Annotated in this window: 20 protein-coding genes; 12 read left to right on the forward strand and 8 right to left on the reverse strand. The window is 57.8% G+C overall.

The window, feature by feature from the left end; translation table 11 throughout:
• Positions 1–62 precede the first annotated feature (62 nt).
• Together ACWKXX_RS04570 and ACWKXX_RS04575 are read left to right on the forward strand one after the other, a co-directional pair.
• Complete coding sequence (locus ACWKXX_RS04570; RefSeq protein ID WP_017384678.1) at positions 63–635, forward strand: carboxymuconolactone decarboxylase family protein; 573 nt, start codon at positions 63–65, stop codon at positions 633–635.
• Positions 625–1242 (forward strand): CDP-alcohol phosphatidyltransferase family protein, encoded by a 618-nt coding sequence (locus tag ACWKXX_RS04575; RefSeq protein ID WP_045141483.1) that lies wholly within the window; start codon positions 625–627, stop codon positions 1240–1242. The genes ACWKXX_RS04570 and ACWKXX_RS04575 overlap by 11 nt, the downstream gene beginning before the upstream one ends.
• On the opposite strand, the gene ACWKXX_RS04580 is transcribed toward ACWKXX_RS04575, so the two are convergent.
• The 6 genes from ACWKXX_RS04580 to xthA all read right to left on the reverse strand — a co-directional run bounded on the left by ACWKXX_RS04580 (position 1239) and on the right by xthA (position 7414).
• Positions 1239–2546 (reverse strand): sulfurtransferase, encoded by a 1308-nt coding sequence (locus ACWKXX_RS04580; RefSeq protein ID WP_045338470.1) that lies wholly within the window; start codon positions 2544–2546, stop codon positions 1239–1241. The two genes, ACWKXX_RS04575 and ACWKXX_RS04580, sit on opposite strands and share 4 nt — an antisense overlap.
• A gap of 73 nt (positions 2547–2619) precedes the next feature.
• Entirely contained in the window at positions 2620–3240 is a 621-nt protein-coding gene (locus ACWKXX_RS04585) for an ATP-binding cassette domain-containing protein (protein WP_126498928.1), read from the reverse strand.
• Positions 3240–4769, reverse strand: a complete 1530-nt coding sequence (locus ACWKXX_RS04590) for an ABC transporter permease family protein (protein ID WP_126498927.1) — start codon at positions 4767–4769, stop codon at positions 3240–3242. Before ACWKXX_RS04590 ends, ACWKXX_RS04585 begins: the two co-directional genes overlap by 1 nt.
• Complete coding sequence (locus tag ACWKXX_RS04595) at positions 4742–5911, reverse strand: ABC transporter substrate-binding protein (RefSeq protein ID WP_072204618.1); 1170 nt, start codon at positions 5909–5911, stop codon at positions 4742–4744. Before ACWKXX_RS04595 ends, ACWKXX_RS04590 begins: the two co-directional genes overlap by 28 nt.
• Positions 5912–5917: 6 nt before the next feature.
• Positions 5918–6601 carry a TVP38/TMEM64 family protein gene (locus tag ACWKXX_RS04600; RefSeq protein ID WP_032670970.1) on the reverse strand — a complete coding sequence of 228 codons (684 nt, stop codon included), beginning with the start codon at positions 6599–6601 and terminating at the stop codon, positions 5918–5920.
• Positions 6602–6607: 6 nt separating this feature from the next.
• A complete protein-coding gene (gene xthA, locus ACWKXX_RS04605) occupies positions 6608–7414 on the reverse strand; it encodes an exodeoxyribonuclease III (RefSeq protein WP_015570756.1) in 807 nt (268 codons plus the stop codon).
• 433 nt (positions 7415–7847) lie between these two features.
• On the opposite strand from xthA, the gene astC reads away from it, so the two are divergent.
• From astC to ves, 7 genes are all read left to right on the forward strand, one after another.
• A complete protein-coding gene (gene astC / locus ACWKXX_RS04610) occupies positions 7848–9068 on the forward strand; it encodes a succinylornithine/acetylornithine transaminase (RefSeq protein WP_032104258.1) in 1221 nt (406 codons plus the stop codon).
• Positions 9065–10099 carry an arginine N-succinyltransferase gene (astA, locus tag ACWKXX_RS04615; protein WP_015570755.1) on the forward strand — a complete coding sequence of 345 codons (1035 nt, stop codon included), beginning with the start codon at positions 9065–9067 and terminating at the stop codon, positions 10097–10099. Before astC ends, astA begins: the two co-directional genes overlap by 4 nt.
• Positions 10096–11583 carry a succinylglutamate-semialdehyde dehydrogenase gene (gene astD / locus ACWKXX_RS04620; protein WP_048220165.1) on the forward strand — a complete coding sequence of 496 codons (1488 nt, stop codon included), beginning with the start codon at positions 10096–10098 and terminating at the stop codon, positions 11581–11583. Before astA ends, astD begins: the two co-directional genes overlap by 4 nt.
• Entirely contained in the window at positions 11570–12895 is a 1326-nt protein-coding gene (astB, locus tag ACWKXX_RS04625; RefSeq protein ID WP_048220164.1) for an N-succinylarginine dihydrolase, read from the forward strand. Before astD ends, astB begins: the two co-directional genes overlap by 14 nt.
• 9 nt (positions 12896–12904) lie before the next feature.
• On the forward strand, positions 12905–13870 hold the full coding sequence (astE, locus tag ACWKXX_RS04630) for a succinylglutamate desuccinylase (RefSeq protein WP_048220163.1): 966 nt from the start codon (positions 12905–12907) through the stop codon (positions 13868–13870).
• A 337-nt stretch (positions 13871–14207) separates the two neighbouring features.
• Positions 14208–14702, forward strand: coding sequence for an ATP-independent periplasmic protein-refolding chaperone Spy (spy, locus tag ACWKXX_RS04635; protein ID WP_015570753.1), 495 nt, complete (start codon positions 14208–14210; stop codon positions 14700–14702).
• 167 nt (positions 14703–14869) lie between these two features.
• Positions 14870–15427: an environmental stress-induced protein Ves gene (ves, locus tag ACWKXX_RS04640; RefSeq protein WP_017384666.1), complete on the forward strand. Its 558-nt coding sequence runs from the start codon at positions 14870–14872 to the stop codon at positions 15425–15427.
• Here ves and cho read toward each other — a convergent pair.
• Positions 15405–16283, reverse strand: a complete 879-nt coding sequence (gene cho / locus ACWKXX_RS04645; protein ID WP_063136382.1) for an excinuclease Cho — start codon at positions 16281–16283, stop codon at positions 15405–15407. The two genes, ves and cho, sit on opposite strands and share 23 nt — an antisense overlap.
• 115 nt (positions 16284–16398) lie before the next feature.
• Positions 16399–17226, reverse strand: a complete 828-nt coding sequence (gene nadE, locus ACWKXX_RS04650; protein ID WP_126498925.1) for an ammonia-dependent NAD(+) synthetase — start codon at positions 17224–17226, stop codon at positions 16399–16401.
• A 231-nt stretch (positions 17227–17457) separates the two neighbouring features.
• Here nadE and osmE point away from each other — a divergent pair, with 231 nt between their 5' ends.
• The 3 genes from osmE to chbC all read left to right on the forward strand — a co-directional run bounded on the left by osmE (position 17458) and on the right by chbC (position 19840).
• The gene (osmE, locus tag ACWKXX_RS04655; RefSeq protein ID WP_003857836.1) at positions 17458–17802 is read left to right on the forward strand and encodes an osmotically-inducible lipoprotein OsmE; all 345 of its coding nucleotides are present in this window, start codon (positions 17458–17460) and stop codon (positions 17800–17802) included.
• A 281-nt stretch (positions 17803–18083) separates the two neighbouring features.
• On the forward strand, positions 18084–18401 hold the full coding sequence (gene chbB, locus ACWKXX_RS04660; protein ID WP_022647819.1) for a PTS N,N'-diacetylchitobiose transporter subunit IIB: 318 nt from the start codon (positions 18084–18086) through the stop codon (positions 18399–18401).
• A gap of 80 nt (positions 18402–18481) precedes the next feature.
• Complete coding sequence (gene chbC / locus ACWKXX_RS04665; RefSeq protein WP_017384664.1) at positions 18482–19840, forward strand: PTS N,N'-diacetylchitobiose transporter subunit IIC; 1359 nt, start codon at positions 18482–18484, stop codon at positions 19838–19840.
• Positions 19841–19848: the final 8 nt, after the last annotated feature.

The following is a 19848-nucleotide window of genomic DNA, read 5'->3' on the forward strand; positions in this document are numbered from 1 at the left end:
TAATAGCGAAAAACGACATATTATCGTGCCCTTCCAAAGAGTCCAGTCATCAGGAGAATCAGGTGAAAGAGACATCCGCCTGGGTTGCGCCCATGGAAACCCTTCCCGTCAGCCTCAGCCCCATCGCCGCCATGCAGAAAAAACACTTCGGCGCGGTGCTGAACCCCACGCGCTGGTGGGGGCGCATGCCGCGTCTTTTCTGGCTGGTGGCGCTGTTTGTCGGCTATCTGGAGCGTCGCAAGGCGCGTTTGACGCCGGTTCTGCGATCGCTGCTAATGACGCGGGTCTCGCAGATCTGCCACTGCGCATTTTGTATTGATGCCAACAGCCTGCGTCTGGCCGAGCGGAGCGGGGCGCTGGATAAAGTGCAGGCCGTCAGCGACTGGCAAAATTCCACCCTGTTCAGCGAAGAGGAGCGCGCGGCGCTGGCCTATGCGGAAGCGGTCACCGCCACGCCACCTCAGGTGGATGAAAATATCAAAAGTCTGCTGAAGCGCCACTTTACGGAAGAGACCATCACCGAAATGACGGCTCTGATTGCCTTTCAGAATCTTTCCGCCCGCTTTAACGCCGCGCTGGATATCCCGGCTCAGGGGCTGTGCGCCACGTTTAAAGGTAAACCGCATGCTGGATAAACATCTGCACCCCCGACTGAAACCCGGGTTAAATCAGCTGGCCGCCGCGCTGGATAGACCGTTTATCACGCCTGATGGCTTAACGCTCGCCGGGTTTGCGATTGGCGTGCTGGCGTTACCGTTTCTGGCGCTGGGCTGGTATCCGGCGGCGCTGATCGCCATTGTGCTGAACCGGCTGCTGGATGGTCTGGACGGCGCGCTGGCGCGTCGCCGTGGCCTGACGGACGCGGGAGGATTTCTTGATATCGCCCTCGACTTCCTGTTCTACGCCCTGGTGCCGTTTGGCTTTGCGCTGGCCGCTCCGGCTGATAACGCGATCGCCGCCGCCTGGCTGCTGTTCGCGTTTATGGGGACGGGCAGCAGTTTTCTGGCCTTTGCCGCGCTGGCGGGGAAGCATGATATCGACAACCCCGGCTATGCGCACAAGTCGCTTTATTACATTGGGGGATTAACGGAAGGAACGGAGACCATCGCGCTGTTTGCGCTGTGCTGCCTGTTTCCGGCGCATTTCGCGCTGTTTGCCTGGACGTTTGGCGCGTTGTGCTGGCTGACCACCACAACGCGCATCTGGAGCGGTTACATCACGCTGAAATCACTTCCCCGCTAGCGTGCGCTTTCCGGTCCGCGCTCCCCGGTGGAGACCGGGTTCTGCGGATGGCTGCTCCATTCGTACCAGCCGCCGTCGTAGACGGCAACGTTCTGCCAGCCCATCGCGCGGGCGTACATAAAGGCTTCAGACGCGCGCCAGCCGGTACCACAGTAAAACGCAACGTGCTGCTCCGGCAGGATATTCCACGTTTTCCACATGGCGGCAATATCATCAGCGCTGCGCATGGTGCCATCCGGATTGTGGAAATCTTCCATGTGGGTCGCGTCGCTGCCCGCATGGCCCCAGCGCGCACCGGCAATTTCACCTTTTGGCTTGATATAGCTGTAGCCGCTGGTTAAACCGATAAACTCTGGCCAGGAACGAATGCTCACCAGCGAGGCGTCCTGACGGTGCAGCATTCCTCGGGCCTGCTCCATATCCACCATCAGCCGGGGCTGGCCCGGGATCGGCGCGCCAAAATCAGGGGCTGGCTTGACCTTTGCAGGCGTTCCGCGCTCAACGGGCAGGCTGGCGTCGGACCACGCCTTCCAGCCGCCATCCAGAATTCGCACATCCTTCACGCCCGCGTAGAGCATGATCTGCGCCACGCGCGCGGCGGCATACACGTCGCGACCGTACAGAATGACGGTGGTATCGTGACGGATCCCGTGCTTCGCCAGCATCGCTTTCAGCTTTTCGTCAGAGACCTTATTCCACAGCGGTTCGCTTTCCACTTCATTGGTGTCGATATAGCCCGCACCGGGAATGTGGCTCAGGAGATAAAGCTTCGGCGCACCCCAGCCAGCCTCGATCACCTTCCATTCTCCGGCTGGTGCGGCGGTAACGGGTTTGCCCTGCTGCAACTGGCGGATCCACTGCGGATAAACCAGCTGTTCGAAATGCGCCAGACGTTGCAGACGGTCGGATTGTTGCAGGGCATCGCTCAGGGTGGAGACGTGGGTAAAGCCCGCTTTCTCCAGCCGCGCTTTGACGGTCTGGTTGTCATCATCGTTGCCATAGAGCGCAACCGGCATGTCTGGCGTAAGCCGATGTTGTTTTGCCCAGCCGCTGAGCTGTTCATCGCTCATTGCCCCAAGCCAGCTGGCAGAGAGATTAAGCGCGGCGGGTTCATGCCCGGACGTTCCGCTCAGGGTCTGCGGCCAGCCGTTATAGAACGCACTGACGCGCGTATCAATTACCGCGCCGTTTTGCGCCTGGAGCTGGTCCAGCGTGAGGGAGTGGGGCATATCAGCCGCCGTGGAGGAGAGTGAGGCGAGGCCGCAGAGCAGGGCCAGCGCGGTCAGTTGAGAAACACGTTTCATCGAAAAACCTGACGTCATTAAAAGAGGGGGGCATTGTCGTCTCTCCTGAAGCCAAAAACATTGCGTTAGCACATTATTGCCAGCGAGAAATCTCAATCACCTCGCCGCCGGGCGGAATATCGTCCTCATCATGCGTGACCAGCACCACCGGGATCCTGCGCTGGCGAGTAACCTCGAATACCCACGCCCGGAATGAGGCGCGCAGCGTTTTATCCAGTCGACTGAACGGCTCGTCGAGCAGCAATGCCTGCGGCTGGGCGAGAAGAGCGCGCAACAGGCTGACCCGGGCGCGCTCGCCGCCGGACAGGGTCGCCGGATCGCTGGCGTACTGGTTTGCCAGCCCGGCAGTGTCCAGGGCCTGTTCTACCGCGTTGCGGCGGGCGCGCCCGACGATGTGCGCCGGCAGCGCCAGCATCAGGTTTTGCCCCACGCTGAAGGCGTCAAACAGCAGGGCATCCTGAAACAGAATGCCGATCCCGCGCGTTTCCACGGGGAGCAGATCGCAGCGACGATCGTTCAGCCACAGCTCGCCGTGCGCCTTAAAATCAGCGGATAACGCCCCCACCATCCAGGCGAAAAGGGTCGATTTCCCGCTCCCGGAGGGCCCCATCAGCGTGACAATCTCCCCCGCCGGGACGCGGAAGTTGACCTCACGGAAGAGTGGCGCAATGGTGAGATTTTTCACGTTCAGCATTAACGTAATCCTTGTCTGTGACGGCCCACGAGCCGGGAGAGCAGCGCGGCAAGGGCAAATACGCTGCTGGTCAACAGCAACAGACCCAGCGCCCGGCTGGCGAGGATCGGAATGCTGCCGCCGCTGCTGAGGGCGACCGCCTCCGTCGTCAGGGTGGTGAAACGTCCCGCTCCCAGCCAGAGGGTCGGCATGTACTGGGCCATGCTCACGGAAAAGCCGGTGGCAAAGGCCAGCAGGGCCGGACGAATCATCAGGGGGCATTTCACCAACCAGAAAATTTTCGCCTGTCGCCAGCCCAGCGTTCTGGCGGTGAGGATAAGCCGGGGATCGAGCCTGCGCCAGGCCGGTTGCAGCACCAGGAGCATCCACGGGAGAACCCAGAGCATATGGCTCCAGAGCACCGCAGCGTACTGGCCGTCGATGCCCAGCCACAGCGCCACGGCATATTGCCCGGACACGAGGGGCAGCGCCGGGAGGGCGAGCGGCAGCCAGACCCACACCGCGCCGCGCTGGGGTCCCCACTCAAGCCAGAGCATGAGGATGGCCAGCGCTGTCAGGCTGGACAGCAGTCCCAGTGAAAGGCTGTCGCTGACGGGGCCGATGTCGTCCCGGCGTGCCAGCATCAGCAGAACCAGCGCACAGAGCACGCCGCACAGCGGCAGTAACCCGCCCAACGTCCGTGCGGGCAGCGCAGTATGCGAAGCGCGACGAACTCCGGAGGGGTCACGCTGGGCGCGCCGCCATGCCGTCCAGAAGCCGTATCCCACCGCGGCAAGCGCCGCCAGCAGCAGGAGCAACACCAGACACAGCAGCGTTCCCTTTGTTTGCTGTTGTGCATCGCCCTGGGCGAGCCACTGCCAGGCCAGTACCGCCAGCGTAGGCGGGTTGCCTGGCCCGAGCACAATCGCCACATCCACCACGGAAAGCGACCAGGCCAGCACCGCCAGCATCACGGCGCCCAATGCGGGGGCGATTGCCGGGAGGACGAGCCAGTTGAGCGCCTGAATTCGTCCGTAGCCGAAGGTATGCAGGACGATTTTCTGCTGTGCGAGACGCTTTTCAGGCAGCGCGGCGTAGATTGCCCACAGAACGAACGCGCTCTCTTTGACCGCAAGCGTCAGGCCAAGCCCGATACCGTAGCGGTCAAGCTGCGGCGAACAGACCGTACAGATCCGGTAAAACTGCCCCCCTTCCGCAAACAGCAGCAGCGCGCTGGTGGCGAAGGCGACGTGCGGCACGGCTAACAGCCACGGCAGACGGGTGCTCAGGCGCTGCCAGCCTTCACCCGGCCAGAGAAGCGCAAGCAGGATCAGAGCGATAAACAGAGAGCCCAGCGTCGCGATAAGCGTGGAAACCAGCGTGGCGGCCAGCGCCCGCGGCAGCTGCGGGTCGGCAAACAGCGTCGCCCAGTTACTGAGTGAAAACGCCGGGGCCAGCAGCATGCCGCTGGCGGGAAGCAGGGGCAGATAGATGACCGCCATTGCCGCCCAGACCAGCCCGCTTAGCGGGTCCCGTAGCGGCGAAGCCATTCCTGCTCCAGGGCGTTAACCCAGGCGGCGTGAGGTTCGGGAAGTACATCAGGCGTGCCTGAGGGGGTAAAGGCGCGAAGCTGTTTTGCCGCTTTCGCAGGCAGTTTTTCGCCATCCAGCACGCTCGGGTCACCCCAGACGGCAGGATTAGCTTTGCGGATCTGCGCCTGCGGTGACAGCAGGAAATTCGCCACCACTTTCGCGCCTGCGCTCGCGCTGGCGTTTGCCGGGATAGCGACAAAATGGACGTTGCCGATCATGCCTTTGAGAAAGCCGAAACTGTAGCTGTCGGCAGGCAGTTCACCGCTCGCCACCTTTTGCATCGCATGGGCGGGGTTAAAGGTGAGCGACAGGTTCAGACTGCCGCTGGCCAGCAGCGTATCCATGCGCGCAGGCGACGGAGGAAAATCGTTCCCTTCGCGCCACAGCAGGGGGTGCAGCGTATCAAGGTAATCCCACAGCGGCGCGGTGACCTGCGCAAAGGTACTGTCCGGCGCGTTTTTTAACGCCTCCGGATGGGCGGTCAGCGCCAGCAGTAGCTGCTCAAGAAACGCCGTGCCGGTAAAATCCGGCGGTCGCGGATAGCTCACCTTGCCAGGGTGCTGTCGGGCGTATACCAGCAGCGCGTGGGGATCTGACGGTGGTGTCGGCGTACTCGCTTTACGGGCGATAAAGGTTAATTGCGCGCCGCCCCACGGGGATTCTGCCCCATCGGTCGGGATGGCAAAATCTTCCGTTACCGGTTTACGGGTATCGACGTAGCGCCAGTTGGGCAGGGTTTTCGCCCAGCCGGTGAGCAGCAGGTTTGCCGCTTTCAGGTTGCGGAAGTTTTCCCCGTTTACCCAGAGCAGATCCACCGACCCGTTACTGCTGCGTCCTGCGGCATGTTCCGTCTGGATCCGCTTCACCGCGTCGGCGGCATCGGCCAGATGAACGATCTTCAGGTTGATGGCGTAGTGCGTTTTCATCTCGCCGCTTACCCAGTCGAGGTAGCGGTTAACGGCCTCGTCACCGCCCCAGGCGTTAAACCAGACGGTCTGCCCGGTGGCCTGTTGCTGAATGGATTGCCAGCTCTCTGCGGCGAAGGCAGAGGTTGCCAGCAGCAGACTCGTCAGAAACGCGCAAAAACGCACCCGGCGCATAATGCCTCACTTTTTAATCGAAGGGATGTAACGGGAAAACAGCCAGCGAGTGACCAGCGGTAATAACCCTAATAGTGTAAAGGCGAACAGCAGTCCCGGCGACAGAATATCGCGCAGCGAGGTGAGTTTCCCCAGCTCGCGTCCGGCGTTCAGATAAATGACGGTGGCAGGTAGCATTGCAAGCTGGCTGACCCACCAGTAGTGACGCACCCTGAGACGGGTTAGCCCCATCAGCAAATTGACCAGAAAGAACGGGAACAACGGCATCAGGCGCAGGGCAAAAAGGTAGCGTGCGCCGTCGCGATCCATCCCCGCATCTATCGTGCTCATCTGTGCGGCAAAGCGCCGTTGCACCCAGTCGCGCAGCAGATAACGGCTGACGAGCATGGCAAGCGTGGCGCCGAGCGTCGAGGCAAATGACACCAACAGCGTCGCCTCCCACAGGCTGAAAAGCGCCCCGCCGAGCAGCGTCAGAAGCGCGGCTCCGGGGATCGACAGCGCGGAGAGCAGAACGTAAACCGCAAAATAGATCAGCGCGCTCTGAAGAGGCGCCTGCTCCACACGATCGAGCAACGTTTGCTGGTGCATTTTTAGCGTGTCGAGGGAGAGCATGCCTGGAGGAAGCAAAACAACGGTCAAAACAAATGCGCCCAAAAGGGCGCACAGGAGACTGATTTTTTTAATATTCACTGAAGTTTACAGCTTGAACGTTGCCCATACCGGCGCATGGTCGGACGGTTTTTCCATGCTGCGGATGTCATAGTCGATACCGGTTTCGATGCAGCGTTCGGCCAGGGGGGCGCTCGCCAGCAGCAGATCAATACGCAGGCCCCGGTTGTCATCGAAGCCTTTAGAGCGATAGTCAAACCACGAGAAGCGATCCTGCGTCGCCGGGTTAGCCGTGCGGAAAGTATCCACCAGCCCCCAACCCAGCAGGCGCTCCATCCACTCGCGCTCCTCCGGCAGGAAAGAGCATTTGCCGGTGCGCAGCCAGCGCTTACGGTTCTCTTCGCCAATACCGATATCCAGATCCGTCGGGCTGATATTCATGTCGCCCATGATCAGCACCGGGTTTTCTTTTTTGAGTTCGGTTGTCAGGTAGTTTTGCAGATCCTGATAAAACTTCGCTTTGGCCGGGAATTTGGTTTCATGATCGCGGCTTTCACCCTGCGGGAAATAGCCGTTGATGACGGTCACATTGCCGAGCGCGGAAGGAATTTCCGCCATGATGATGCGGCGTTGCGCCTCTTCATCGTCACCCGGGAAGCCACGACGCACCGACACCGGCGTATCTTTGGTCAGCAGCGCAACGCCGTAGTGGCCTTTCTGACCGTGGTAAAAAACGTTATAGCCCAGCTTCGCTACCTCTTCGAGCGGGAACATATCGTCGTGAACTTTTGTCTCCTGCAAGCCGATCACATCTGGCTGATGTTGCTCAACAATCGCTTCAAGCTGGTGAGGGCGGGCACGCAGGCCGTTGATATTAAAAGAGACAAATTTCATAGTCGCTGCCAATGCAAGGTGAATAGTGCAAGGATGGTAGCAGAATTTACGTCGTCTGTTATCCGCTTCGCCCAATTACTGCGACAGATAATGCCGACGGTGCAATATTTGCACCATTTCGGCGCGTTTTGCCCTCGAACAGGGCATAAAGGACCGATAAATTTCGCGAGCGATCACAATTCCAGAATTATATTTGGCCTCTGCATACTCTTTCTTGTTTTCATGCGGCAAAGCGCCGCTTGCCGTAAAAATATTCACTATTTATGCATTAACAGTGAATAACTCCATATTGTAACTCATTGATATTGTGTTACCCCAACCCGTTTATGCATTTTTATCGCTGGCTGGCACGAAGGCTGCAATCTACATTCACAGTGCAAACACTCAATTATTTAACATTTAAACAACCTTTTATTTACCGGATGAGGTCGCTATGTCTCTGTCAGTTACGCGTGAAAATTTCGATGAATGGATGATGCCGGTATACGCTCCGGCGGCTTTTATTCCGGTACGTGGGGAAGGCTCTCGCCTGTGGGATCAGCAGGGCAAAGAGTATATCGACTTTGCGGGTGGGATTGCGGTGAATGCGCTGGGGCATGCAAACCCGGCGCTGCGGCAGGCGCTGAATGACCAGGCGGCGAAATTCTGGCATACCGGCAACGGTTATACCAACGAACCGGCATTGCGTCTGGCGAAGAAGCTGATCGACGCCACTTTCGCAGAAAAAGTCTTTTTCTGTAATTCCGGCGCGGAAGCGAACGAAGCGGCGCTGAAGCTGGCGCGAAAATATGCGCACGATAAATTCGGCGCGCACAAGAGCGGCATCGTAGCATTTAAAAATGCCTTCCATGGCCGCACGCTGTTTACCGTCAGCGCGGGTGGTCAGCCCTCATATTCTCAGGATTTTGCGCCGCTGCCGCCGGATATCCGGCATGCGGCGTATAACGATTTACACTCTGCCAGCGAGCTGATTGACGACACCACCTGTGCGGTGATTGTCGAGCCCATGCAGGGGGAAGGCGGCGTCATGCCCGCCCAGAAAGCGTTCCTGCAAGGGCTGCGCGAGCTGTGCGATCGGCATAACGCGGTCCTGATTTTTGACGAAGTCCAGACCGGCGTGGGCCGCACGGGTGAGCTGTACGCCTACATGCACTATGGCGTGACCCCGGATGTGCTCTCAACAGCCAAAGCGCTCGGCGGCGGTTTCCCGGTGGGGGCGATGCTGACCACCGATAAATTCGCCAGCGTGATGACCGTGGGCACCCATGGCACCACATACGGCGGCAACCCGCTGGCAACCGCTGTCGCCGGACAGGTGCTGGATATCATCAACACCCCTGAGGTGCTGAACGGCGTGAAGCAGCGTCACCAGTGGTTTGTTGAGCGCCTTACTGCCATCAATAACCAGACCGGCTTGTTCAAAGAGATCCGCGGTCTGGGGCTGTTAATAGGCTGTGAACTTGCCCCTGAGTTTGCCGGCAAAGCGAAGCTGATTTCACAGGAAGCGGCAAAGCAGGGCGTAATGGTGCTGATTGCCGGTGCTAACGTGGTGCGGTTTGCCCCTGCGCTGATCGTCAGCGAGGAAGAGGTCAGAACCGGGTTAGATCGTTTTGCGCTGGCCTGCGAACAGGTGAAGTCCGGGGTGTCATCATGATGGTCATCCGTCCCGTTGCGCACGGTGATCTCGCCGGGCTTATGCAGCTTGCCGGTAAGACAGGGGGCGGGCTAACCTCGCTGCCTGCCGATGAAAAAACGCTGTCGGCGCGCATCGAGCGCGCCCTGCAAACCTGGCAGGGGACGTTGCCAAAAAGCGAACAGGGCTATGTGTTCGTGCTGGAAGATACCGACACGGGAACCGTGGCGGGGATTTGCGCCATCGAGGTGGCCGTCGGGCTTAACGATCCGTGGTACAACTACCGCGTCGGCACGATGGTCCACGCCTCGAAAGAGCTGAACGTTTACAACGCGCTGCCGACGCTCTTCCTCTGTAATGACCATACCGGCGCCAGCGAACTTTGCACCCTGTTTCTCGATCCGGACTGGCGCAAAGAGGGCAACGGTTATCTGCTCTCCAAATCGCGCTTTATGTTTATGGCCGCCTTTCGCGACCGCTTCAACGAAAAAGTGGTCGCGGAGATGCGCGGCGTGATTGATGAGACGGGCTATTCGCCGTTCTGGGAGAGTCTGGGCGAACGCTTCTTCTCCATGGAATTTAGCCGGGCGGATTACCTGTGCGGTACCGGTCAGAAGGCGTTTATCGCCGAGCTGATGCCGAAGCATCCTATTTATACCCATTTCTTAACGCCTGAAGCGCAGGCGGTGATCGGCGAAGTTCACCCGCAAACCGCCCCGGCCCGCGCAGTGCTGGAGAAAGAGGGATTTCGCTACCGTAACTACGTCGACATCTTCGACGGCGGCCCGACGCTGGAATGCGACATTGACCGCGTTCGCGCCATCCGTAAAAGCCGCCTGGTTGAGGTTTCAGAAGGCCAGCCCGCGCCGGGCGAGTGGCCAGCCTGCCTGGTCTCGAACGAGAATTACACCAACTTCCGCGCCATGCTGGTGCGAACCAACCCAACATGCGAGCGTCTGGTACTGACGGCTGCGCAACTGGATGCCCTGAAATGTAACGCTGGCGACACGGTTCGCCTGGTGCGGCTCTGCCCTGAGGAGAAAACAGCATGACTCTATGGATTAACGGTGACTGGGTAACGGGCGAAGGTGACGCGCGGACAAAAACTAACCCGGTCGGTCAGGAGGTGCTCTGGTCGGGGAACGACGCCAGCGCCGGGCAGGTTGAGCAGGCCTGCCAGGCTGCACGCCGCGCGTTTCCGGCATGGGCGAAACGGCCATTCTCCGAGCGCCAGGCGCTGGTTGAGAAATTTGCTGCGCTGCTGGAGGCCAATAAAGCCGAGCTGACCCGCATCATTGCCTGCGAAACCAGCAAGCCGCGCTGGGAGGCAACAACCGAAGTCACGGCGATGATCAACAAAATCGCGATATCGGTGAAGGCGTACCATACCCGCACCGGCGAGCAGCATACCGAGATGCCAGACGGCGCCGCCACGCTGCGCCACCGTCCGCACGGGGTGCTGGCGGTGTTTGGCCCGTATAACTTCCCCGGACATCTGCCGAACGGGCACATTGTGCCTGCGCTGCTGGCGGGGAATACCGTCATCTTCAAGCCGAGTGAGTTAACCCCCTTAACCGGAGAAGCAGTCATAAAACTCTGGGAGCAGGCGGGGCTGCCGCCGGGGGTGGTGAATCTGGTGCAGGGCGGGCGTGAAACAGGTCAGGCGCTGAGTGCGCTGAGCGACATTGACGGTCTGCTGTTCACCGGCAGTGCCGGAACGGGCTATCAGCTGCATCGTCAGCTGGCGGGGCAGCCGGAAAAAATTCTGGCGCTGGAGATGGGCGGCAACAACCCGCTGATTGTGGAAGATCCGGATGATATCGATGCCGCGGTCCATCTGACCATTCAGTCGGCGTTTATTACCGCCGGACAGCGCTGTACCTGCGCCCGCCGCCTGCTGGTTAAACGCGGCGCGCAGGGGGATGCGTTCGTGAAGCGTCTGGTGGAGGTGAGCGCGCGTCTGGTTCCCGCGAAATGGGATGCCGAGCCGCAGCCGTTTATCGGCGGGCTGATCTCCGCGCAGGCGGCGCTGAACGTGCTGAAAGCGTGGCAGGAGCACGTGGCGCGTGGGGCGAAAACCCTGCTGGAGCCGAAACAGGTAATGCCGGGCACGTCGCTGCTGACGCCGGGGATTATTGAGATGAGTGCGACGAGCCACGTGCCGGATGAAGAGGTCTTTGGCCCGCTGCTGTGCGTCTGGCGCTATGACGATTTTGAGTCGGCGATCGAGATGGCCAACAACACCCGCTACGGCCTGTCGAGCGGCCTGATATCGCCGCATCGCGAGAAATTCGAACAACTGCTGCTGGAAGCGCGCGCCGGGATCGTGAACTGGAACAAACCGCTGACCGGTGCGGCGAGCACCGCGCCGTTTGGTGGCGTAGGGGCGTCGGGCAACCATCGCGCCAGCGCCTGGTATGCCGCCGATTACTGCGCGTGGCCGATGGCAAGCCTGGAAACCCCGGCGCTGACGCTGCCGGAGACGCTGAATCCGGGGCTGGATTTTACAGAGGGTGACGCTCATGAAAGCGCGTGAGGTTAACTTTGACGGCCTCGTGGGGCTGACGCACCACTATGCCGGGCTGTCGTTCGGTAATGAAGCCTCGACGAAGCACCGTTTCCAGGTCTCGAACCCGAAGCTGGCGGCGAAGCAGGGTCTGTTGAAAATGAAGGCGCTGTCCGATGCCGGTTTCCCGCAGGCGGTGATCCCGCCTCAGGAGCGACCAAACGTGGACGTGCTGCGCCAGCTGGGGTTCAGCGGTACGGATGAACAGGTGGTGGAAAAAGCAGGCACGCAGACGCCACACCTGCTTTCGGCGGCCAGTTCAGCCTCCTCGATGTGGGTGGCGAATGCCGCCACCGTTGCGCCGTCGGCGGATACGCTGGACGGCAAAGTGCATCTGACCGTTGCTAACCTGAACAACAAATTCCACCGCGCCAGCGAAGCGGAGACCACCGGGCGCGTGCTGCGCGCCATTTTTAATCATGAAGCGCATTTCGAGGTGCATTCGGCGCTGCCGCAGGTCGCGATGTTTGGCGATGAAGGGGCGGCAAACCACAACCGTCTGGGCGGCGACTATGGCGAGCCGGGTTTGCAGCTGTTTATCTATGGACGGGAAGAGGGCGGCCACGCCGCGCCGGTTCGTTATCCGGCGAGACAAACTTTAGCCGCAAGCCAGGCGGTTGCGCGGCTGAACCAGGTTAATCCTTCTCAGGTGATTTTTGCCCAGCAAAATCCGCAGGTGATCGACCAGGGCGTGTTTCATAACGACGTCATTGCCGTTTCCAACCGTCAGGTGCTGTTCTGCCACGAGCAGGCGTTTGCCCATCAGGAAAAGTTGCTGGCCACGCTGCGCGAACGCGTGCCGGGATTTATGCCGATTCAGGTGCCCACGCAGGCGGTAAGCGTGCAGGATGCGGTCGAAACGTATCTGTTCAACAGCCAGCTGCTGAGCCGGGATGATGGCAGCATGATGCTGGTGCTGCCGCAGGAGTCCCGCAACCATCAGGGCGTCTGGCGCTATCTGAGCGAACTGGTGCAGGCGGATAACCCGATTGATGAACTGCGCGTGTTTGATCTGCGGGAAAGTATGGCCAACGGCGGGGGACCGGCGTGCCTGCGACTGCGCGTGGTGTTAACGCCGGAGGAGATGCAGGCCGTGAATCCGGCGGTAATGATGAACGACACGCTGTTCAATACCCTCAATGACTGGGTGGACCGCTATTATCGCGACCGTCTGGTTCAGGCCGATCTGGTTGATCCGCATCTGCTGCGCGAAGGCCGCGAGGCGCTGGATGCATTATCGACCATCCTGCAACTGGGATCGGTTTATCCGTTCCAGCGCTAAGGAGACGATATGGAAAACTTACTGGCGCTGACGCTGGCCGAAGAGACACCGGAGCGGCACGAGGGGGAAGGCCCCTCGTTCCACTGGCGATGGCTGGGGCGGGGCGTGCTTGAACTGACGCCGACGGGGGAATATGACCTGTCGCTGCTGCTTTCGACCGGCATTCACGGAAACGAAACCGCACCCGTGGAGATTGTCGATCTTTTGCTGCGCGCGCTGTTTCGCGCTGAGATCACGCTGCACTGCCGTCTGCTGGTGGTGCTGGGAAATCCGCCTGCGCTGGCGCAAAATAAACGGTATCTCGTGAGCGACATCAACCGCATGTTTGGTGGTCGCTGGGCGCAGTTTCCACAGAGTGATGAGACGACACGCGCGCAATGGCTGGAGAAGGTGGTTACGGCGTTTTTTGCCGGGGCGGGGGAAACGCGCTGGCACCTCGATCTGCATACGGCCATTCGCGCCTCGTACCACGTGCGTTTTGGCGTGTTACCGCAGCGTCATCAGCCGTGGGATGAGGCGTTTCTGACCTGGCTTGGCGACGCGGGGCTGGAGGCGCTGGTTTTCCACCAGACGCCAGGCGGCACGTTTACCCACTTCACCTGCGAGAATGTTGGCGCGTTATCCTGCACCCTGGAGCTGGGAAAAGCGCTGCCGTTCGGGCAAAACGACCTGACGCGTTTTGCCCCTACGCATCAGGCGCTTCGGGCGTTGCTTGCCGGGGTTGCGCCGGAACCCTCCCGGGAACCCGTTGTGCGCTATCGGGTCGTGCAGCAGATCACGCGTCAAAGCGAGGCTTTCCAGCTACATATGGCGCCCCATACGCTGAACTTTACGCCGTTTCGCCAGGGCGTCCTGCTGGCGGAAGATGGTGAGACGCGCTATGCGGTACAGAAATCCACGGAATATGTTTTATTTCCTAATCCGTCGGTCGCGTTTGGTTTGCGAGCTGGCCTGATGCTGGAAAAAATGCCCTGATCGTCTCCCCTCGCGCAGACCGGAGGGGAAATGAAGAATAAATTTCTTAGCGTTAAAAGCGCTCTGGTATTGTTTGCGGAATATTCCTGGAGAATTGCTTTATTATTAAACGACACTTCGCTATACTTCTCCATAATCTCTTTAAAATCATCCTGTTGAATATTTTTGTTTCATCTCTCCACGCTTTTTCCTTAATTTCTCCACAATTGGCGAAAAGTTGTTTTTTACACTTTCATTGTTTTACCGTTGCTCTGACTAATTGACGATAAACCCCGTAAAGTTAATCTCGTCAACACGGCATAGCGCCGAAGAATAACTGAAAGTAAGGAAAGACATTATGCGTAAATTAACTGCACTGTTTGTTGCCTCTACCCTGGCTCTGGGCGCTACCAGCATGGCGTTCGCCGCCGATACCGCGACCACTACCGCCGCGCCGACGGAAGGCAAAATGATGATGCATCATAAAGGCAAGCCGGGTATGCACCATGAGATGATGATGTTTAAAGATCTGAACCTCACCGATGCGCAGAAGCAGCAGATCCGCGACATCATGAAAAGCCAGCGTGACCAGATGAAACGTCCTCCGCTGGAAGAGCGCCGCGCAATGCATGACATCATTGCCAGCGACAGCTTCGATAAAGCAAAAGCGGAAGCGCAGATCGACAAAATGGCCGAGCAGCATAAAGCGCGCATGCTGGCCCACATGGAAACTCAGAACAAGATTTACAACATTCTGACGCCGGAACAGAAAAAGCAATTTAATGCCAATTTTGAGAAGCGTCTGACAGAACGTGCAGCGCCGGAAGGTAAAATGCCTGCACCAACCGAATAATCGGTTCACTCTCTTAAGACCGCCGGGCTCCTGTCTACAAAAGCGAAAACGCTGTGGACAGGACCGGCGGTTTTTCTTTTATCCCATCCCTAAGGTCTGGCCTGACTGCTGCCGATAATACGTCTGTGAAAATGCCCTGGCGCACGGTGCGTCCTTCAGGAGTGGTCATGGAATTCTTTGATATCCGTAAAATGCCGGTCAGTCTCTGGCGTAATGGTGCGGGTGAGACGCGTGAGATTTGCTGTTTTCCTCCCGCGACGCGGGATTTTTTCTGGCGGGCCAGTATTGCCTCCATCGCCAGTAACGGCGAATTTTCCGCATTCCCGGGCGTTGACCGGGTGATTACGCTGCTGGAGGGCGGCGAGGTGACCCTGGATGCAGGCAGGGCGTTTTGTCATACCCTGAAGCATCATCAGCCTTACCGATTTGCGGGCGATCTGGCGGTGAAAGCCGTGCTCACTGAGGGGCAGATGTCGATGGACTTCAACATCATGACCCGACGGGACTGCTGTCAGGCAAAGGTGCGCGTTGCTACCCGGACGTTCACTACCTTCGCTTCACGCGGTGGGGTGGCCTTCGTATTAAGTGGCGCCTGGCAACTGGGCGACAAATTACTGACCGCCGATCAGGGCGCCAGCTGGGAAGCGGGCAGTCATACCCTCCGTTTACTGGAAACGAAGGGGTCGCTGCTGTTCAGTGAAATTACCTGGCTGCCGGGTCATTGAGGACGATGATCTCATATTTTCCGGTTAACAGTGGCTTGCAGAGAATTTTGTAACCATCCTGATCGAACCCGGCAGGGGTGCGCAGCAGGGCGGTAGCGTCATCCAGATTTTCAACGGCGCCAAGCCAGAGCCAGTTGCGGATGATGTGATAGTGCGTCATCCCATCGCGGGTTTCTTTCAGCGCCACCGCGCCTTCCCACGGCCAGCAGTTAACGCTGATAGAGGCCAGGCCAGCCATAAACCGGGCATGATGTTCTTCAACGCTCTCTTTTCCACAGCACGCCCCGGCGCAGCGTTTCAGCGCGGAGCGGAAACAGGCGCGACCGCGGGTGGTGGCTTCCAGTCCTAACAGGCCGTAACAAAGCTGTAATTCATCAGCCAGGGATTGCAGGGTTTGCAGTGCGGCACGTTTATTGGCAAACAGACCGTAAAGATTGGGTTCATGCGAAAAATCCACTTCCCGGGCATAAACGACCTGCGGTTTTCCTGCGTTAATCTGTAAGGAACACAGCTGGCGGTTGCGGCGCAGGCGTTTGTTAAACAGCGGCTGCTGTTCCTTGATGAGCCGGGCTTCGAGCAGAAGCGCGCCCAGTTCGCCTGCCGTCTCGATCCAGGTGATCCGCCGGGACTGCCTGAGCATCGATGCTTCATCCGGCGTACGCAGGTGCGACATCACCCGGCTGCGGATATTCACGCTTTTGCCGATATAGAGCGGCATGGTGTCGCTGTCGCCGTGGAAGAAATAGACGCCAGGCTGTTTAGGCAGTGCCTCAAGCCAGGGGCGAAGATGCTCGGGATATTCGTAGATAGCCGCCGCTTCGAACTCAAGACGCGGGGCGGATTGACGCCTGCTCACATACTGCTCCATATACTGTTCAGGCATACAGTGTAGCAGGTGTTTGGTGGTTAAAAAAGAGCCGGGTGGCGGCTACGCCTTACCCGGCCTGCAAAGCGGAGTTACCGTTTTGCTTTTACTTTTTCCAGAAATCATCAAACACCGTAATGGGCGGACGGCGCTTATGCTCGGTTTTCAGATACCAGCCTTCGATAATTTTAGCGGTACCTTCGTCGAGCGTTTTGCCTTCCAGATAATCATCGATGTTGTCATACGTAACGCCCAGCGCGGCTTCATCCGGCAGGGAAGGGCGATCGTCCTCCAGGTCCGCCGTTGGCGCCTTCTTATACAGGTGCTCCGGGCAGCCCAATGCCGCCAGCAGTTGCTTACCCTGACGCTTGTTCAGGCGGAAGAGGGGGTTGATATCCGTGCCGCCATCGCCGTATTTGGTAAAGAAGCCGGTGATGGCTTCCGCGGCGTGGTCAGTGCCGACGACGACCCCTTTGGTCATCCCTGCGATACTGTACTGCGCTTTCATGCGCTCACGGGCTTTCTCGTTGCCGCGGACAAAATCGCTCAGTTCAATACCGGCTTCACGCAGGGCCTGCTCGCTGGCCAGTACCGAACCTTTGATGTTTACGGTAAGAACACGGTCCGGCTGAATAAACGCAATCGCATCCTGACAGTCCTGCTCGTCGGCCTGCACGCCATACGGCAGACGTACGGCAATAAATTGCAGCGCGATGTCACCGGTCTCGTCACGCAGCTCGGAGATGGCCATCTGGCTCAGCTTACCGGCCAGAGTGGAATCCTGACCGCCGCTGATGCCCAGCACCAGCGTCTTCAGGAAAGGGTGTGCAGACAGGTAAGCTTTCAAAAAATCAACGCTACGACGGATCTCTTCATTGGCATCAATCGCAGGTTTCGCGCCCAGCGCCTTAATAATTTCTTGTTGCAGAGCCATTACGCCCTCCCTATGCAGAACCAAACAGAAAGTGTGATCTGTTAAAACTAACCCTTTGTCGGGGAAACGACAAGGATCACAGTTTTGAGTGTACTGTTTTACAGCGATTTAGCAGCTTACCGTTGTTTTATTAGAATTTTCCGAAATTCGTCTGGCGTAACTCGCAAAGTTGAACAATAGTAATTTTTATCCCATGCTTAGTTAACACGCTGATAAACAAGAGGACGGAATATGAACAAGAACGTAGCAGGAATTTTAAGCGCAGCGGCGGTACTGACTATGCTGGCAGGGTGTACAGCTTACGATCGCACTAAAGATCAGTTCACACAGCCAGTGGTAAAAGACGTCAAAAAAGGCATGACGCGTTCCCAGGTTGCAGCCATTGCCGGTAAACCTTCTTCAGAAGTCACTATGATCCACGCGCGTGGTACCTGCCAGACCTATATTCTGGGTCAACGTGATGGTAAGGCAGAGACCTACTTTGTCGCCCTGGATGATACGGGTCACGTGATCAATTCTGGTTACCAGACCTGTGCCGAATACGACACCGACCCACAGGCACCTAAGGCACAGTAAGCATGCTTGCCTGAGAGTGCTAACAAACCGGCCTGAAGGCCGGTTTTTTTATGCATACGTAAATCTTATTTCTTGGCGCGAATTATTTGCCTGAAATGTGAAGGTAGTCAACAAGCCAGGTCAATGAGAGACAATTTCAGTCTATCCAGAATTATCCCCTCCCTGTACCATTGCGTATACTCACTTCAACGACAAACAATGTTCAGCACACTGCCCGTCAGCCAGGATAGCGAGTCGAGTGATAGCGCGACGGCGGGTAGCCAAACAAGAGGGAAGTTATCATGGAAAAGAAACATATCTATCTGTTCTGCTCTGCGGGCATGTCCACTTCGCTGCTGGTTTCCAAAATGCGCGCGCAGGCCGAAAAGTATGAAGTCCCTGTGGTGATTGAGGCGTTTCCGGAAACGCTGGCGGGCGAGAAGGGCCAGACAGCAGACGTTATTTTACTCGGGCCGCAAATCGCTTATATGCTGCCAGAAATTCAACGTCTGCTACCCAATAAGCCGGTCGAAGTGATCGATTCCATTTTATACGGCAAGATCGATGGTTTAGGTGTATTAAAAGCTGCCGTTGCGGCGATTAAAAAAGCTGCTAATTAATTTTTTATTTTTCCCGTCAAAGAGTTATTTCACACACAATATGCCGTAACGGTCGTTGCGGCCTTTAAGGGTATTTTCCTATGAGTAAAGTCATCGCTTCACTTGAAAAGGTACTCCTTCCTTTTGCTGTTAAAATAGGAAAGCAGCCTCACGTTAATGCCATTAAGAACGGCTTTATTAAATTAATGCCGTTGACATTAGCCGGGGCAATGTTCGTTTTAATTAACAACGTTTTTCTGAGCTTTGGAGAAGGTTCCTTTTTTTATTCATTAGGAATTAGGTTAGATGCTTCAACTATTGAAACCCTTAATGGTTTAAAAGCCATTGGCGGCAACGTATACAACGGTACGTTGGGTATTATGTCGCTAATGGCGCCTTTCTTTATCGGAATGGCGCTGGCGGAAGAGCGTAAAGTTGATCCGCTGGCGGCAGGCTTACTGTCCATTGCCGCGTTCATGACCGTCACACCGTACAGCGTGGGTGACGCTTACGCCGTTGGCGCCAACTGGCTGGGTGGGGCAAACATCATTTCCGGTATTATTATCGGGCTGGTGGTGGCCGAAATGTTCACCTTCATTATTCGCCGTAACTGGGTTATCCGCTTGCCGGATAGCGTTCCGGCCTCCGTTTCTCGTTCATTTTCCGCGTTGATTCCGGGCTTCATTATTCTCTCCATCATGGGGATTATTGCCTGGGCGCTCTCTCACTGGGGCACAAACTTCCACCAGATCATTATGGACTCTATCTCAACGCCGCTGGCGTCGATGGGTAGCGTGGTCGGTTGGGCGTATGTCATCTTTACCTCCCTGCTGTGGTTCTTCGGCGTGCATGGTTCACTGGCACTGGCGGCGCTGGACAGCGGTATTATGACCCCATGGGCACTGGAAAACGTCGCGCTTTACCAGCAGTACGGCTCCGTCGATGCGGCGCTGGCGGCCGGTAAAACCTTCCATGTGTGGGCGAAGCCGATGCTTGACTCCTATATCTTCCTGGGCGGTACCGGGGCGACGTTGGGTCTGATCATCGCGGTCTTTATTGTCTCTCGCCGCGCCGACCATCGTCAGGTTGCGAAGCTGGCCCTGCCGTCAGGCATCTTCCAGATTAACGAGCCGATCCTGTTTGGTCTGCCAATTATCATGAACCCGGTGATGTTCATTCCCTTCATCCTGGTTCAGCCGCTGCTGGCCGCGATTACGCTGACGGCGTACTACCTGGGCATTATCCCGCCGGTGACCAACATTGCGCCGTGGACGATGCCGGCTGGTCTGGGCGCGTTCTTCAACACCAACGGTAGCGTGGCGGCCTTCCTGCTGGCGATATTCAACCTCGGGATTGCAACCCTGCTCTACATGCCGTTCGTGGCGATTGCGAACAAGGCCGCAACGGTTATCGATGAAGAAGAGAGCGAAGAGGATATCGCCCTCGCACTGAAATTCTAAAATTGCAC

It is taken from the genome of Enterobacter sp. UPMP2061 (genome assembly GCF_053709615.1).

Coding starts and splice junctions, on each gene's coding strand:
- ACWKXX_RS04575 (WP_045141483.1), top strand. CDS start 625: ATGCTGGATAAACATCTGCACCCCCGACTGAAACCCGGGTTAAATCAG.
- ACWKXX_RS04580 (WP_045338470.1), bottom strand. CDS start 2,546: ATGAAACGTGTTTCTCAACTGACCGCGCTGGCCCTGCTCTGCGGCCTC.
- ACWKXX_RS04585 (WP_126498928.1), bottom strand. CDS start 3,240: ATGCTGAACGTGAAAAATCTCACCATTGCGCCACTCTTCCGTGAGGTC.
- ACWKXX_RS04590 (WP_126498927.1), bottom strand. CDS start 4,769: ATGGCTTCGCCGCTACGGGACCCGCTAAGCGGGCTGGTCTGGGCGGCA.
- ACWKXX_RS04595 (WP_072204618.1), bottom strand. CDS start 5,911: ATGCGCCGGGTGCGTTTTTGCGCGTTTCTGACGAGTCTGCTGCTGGCA.
- xthA (WP_015570756.1), bottom strand. CDS start 7,414: ATGAAATTTGTCTCTTTTAATATCAACGGCCTGCGTGCCCGCCCTCAC.
- astC (WP_032104258.1), top strand. CDS start 7,848: ATGTCTCTGTCAGTTACGCGTGAAAATTTCGATGAATGGATGATGCCG.
- astA (WP_015570755.1), top strand. CDS start 9,065: ATGATGGTCATCCGTCCCGTTGCGCACGGTGATCTCGCCGGGCTTATG.
- astD (WP_048220165.1), top strand. CDS start 10,096: ATGACTCTATGGATTAACGGTGACTGGGTAACGGGCGAAGGTGACGCG.
- astB (WP_048220164.1), top strand. CDS start 11,570: ATGAAAGCGCGTGAGGTTAACTTTGACGGCCTCGTGGGGCTGACGCAC.
- astE (WP_048220163.1), top strand. CDS start 12,905: ATGGAAAACTTACTGGCGCTGACGCTGGCCGAAGAGACACCGGAGCGG.
- spy (WP_015570753.1), top strand. CDS start 14,208: ATGCGTAAATTAACTGCACTGTTTGTTGCCTCTACCCTGGCTCTGGGC.
- ves (WP_017384666.1), top strand. CDS start 14,870: ATGGAATTCTTTGATATCCGTAAAATGCCGGTCAGTCTCTGGCGTAAT.
- nadE (WP_126498925.1), bottom strand. CDS start 17,226: ATGGCTCTGCAACAAGAAATTATTAAGGCGCTGGGCGCGAAACCTGCG.
- osmE (WP_003857836.1), top strand. CDS start 17,458: ATGAACAAGAACGTAGCAGGAATTTTAAGCGCAGCGGCGGTACTGACT.
- chbB (WP_022647819.1), top strand. CDS start 18,084: ATGGAAAAGAAACATATCTATCTGTTCTGCTCTGCGGGCATGTCCACT.
- chbC (WP_017384664.1), top strand. CDS start 18,482: ATGAGTAAAGTCATCGCTTCACTTGAAAAGGTACTCCTTCCTTTTGCT.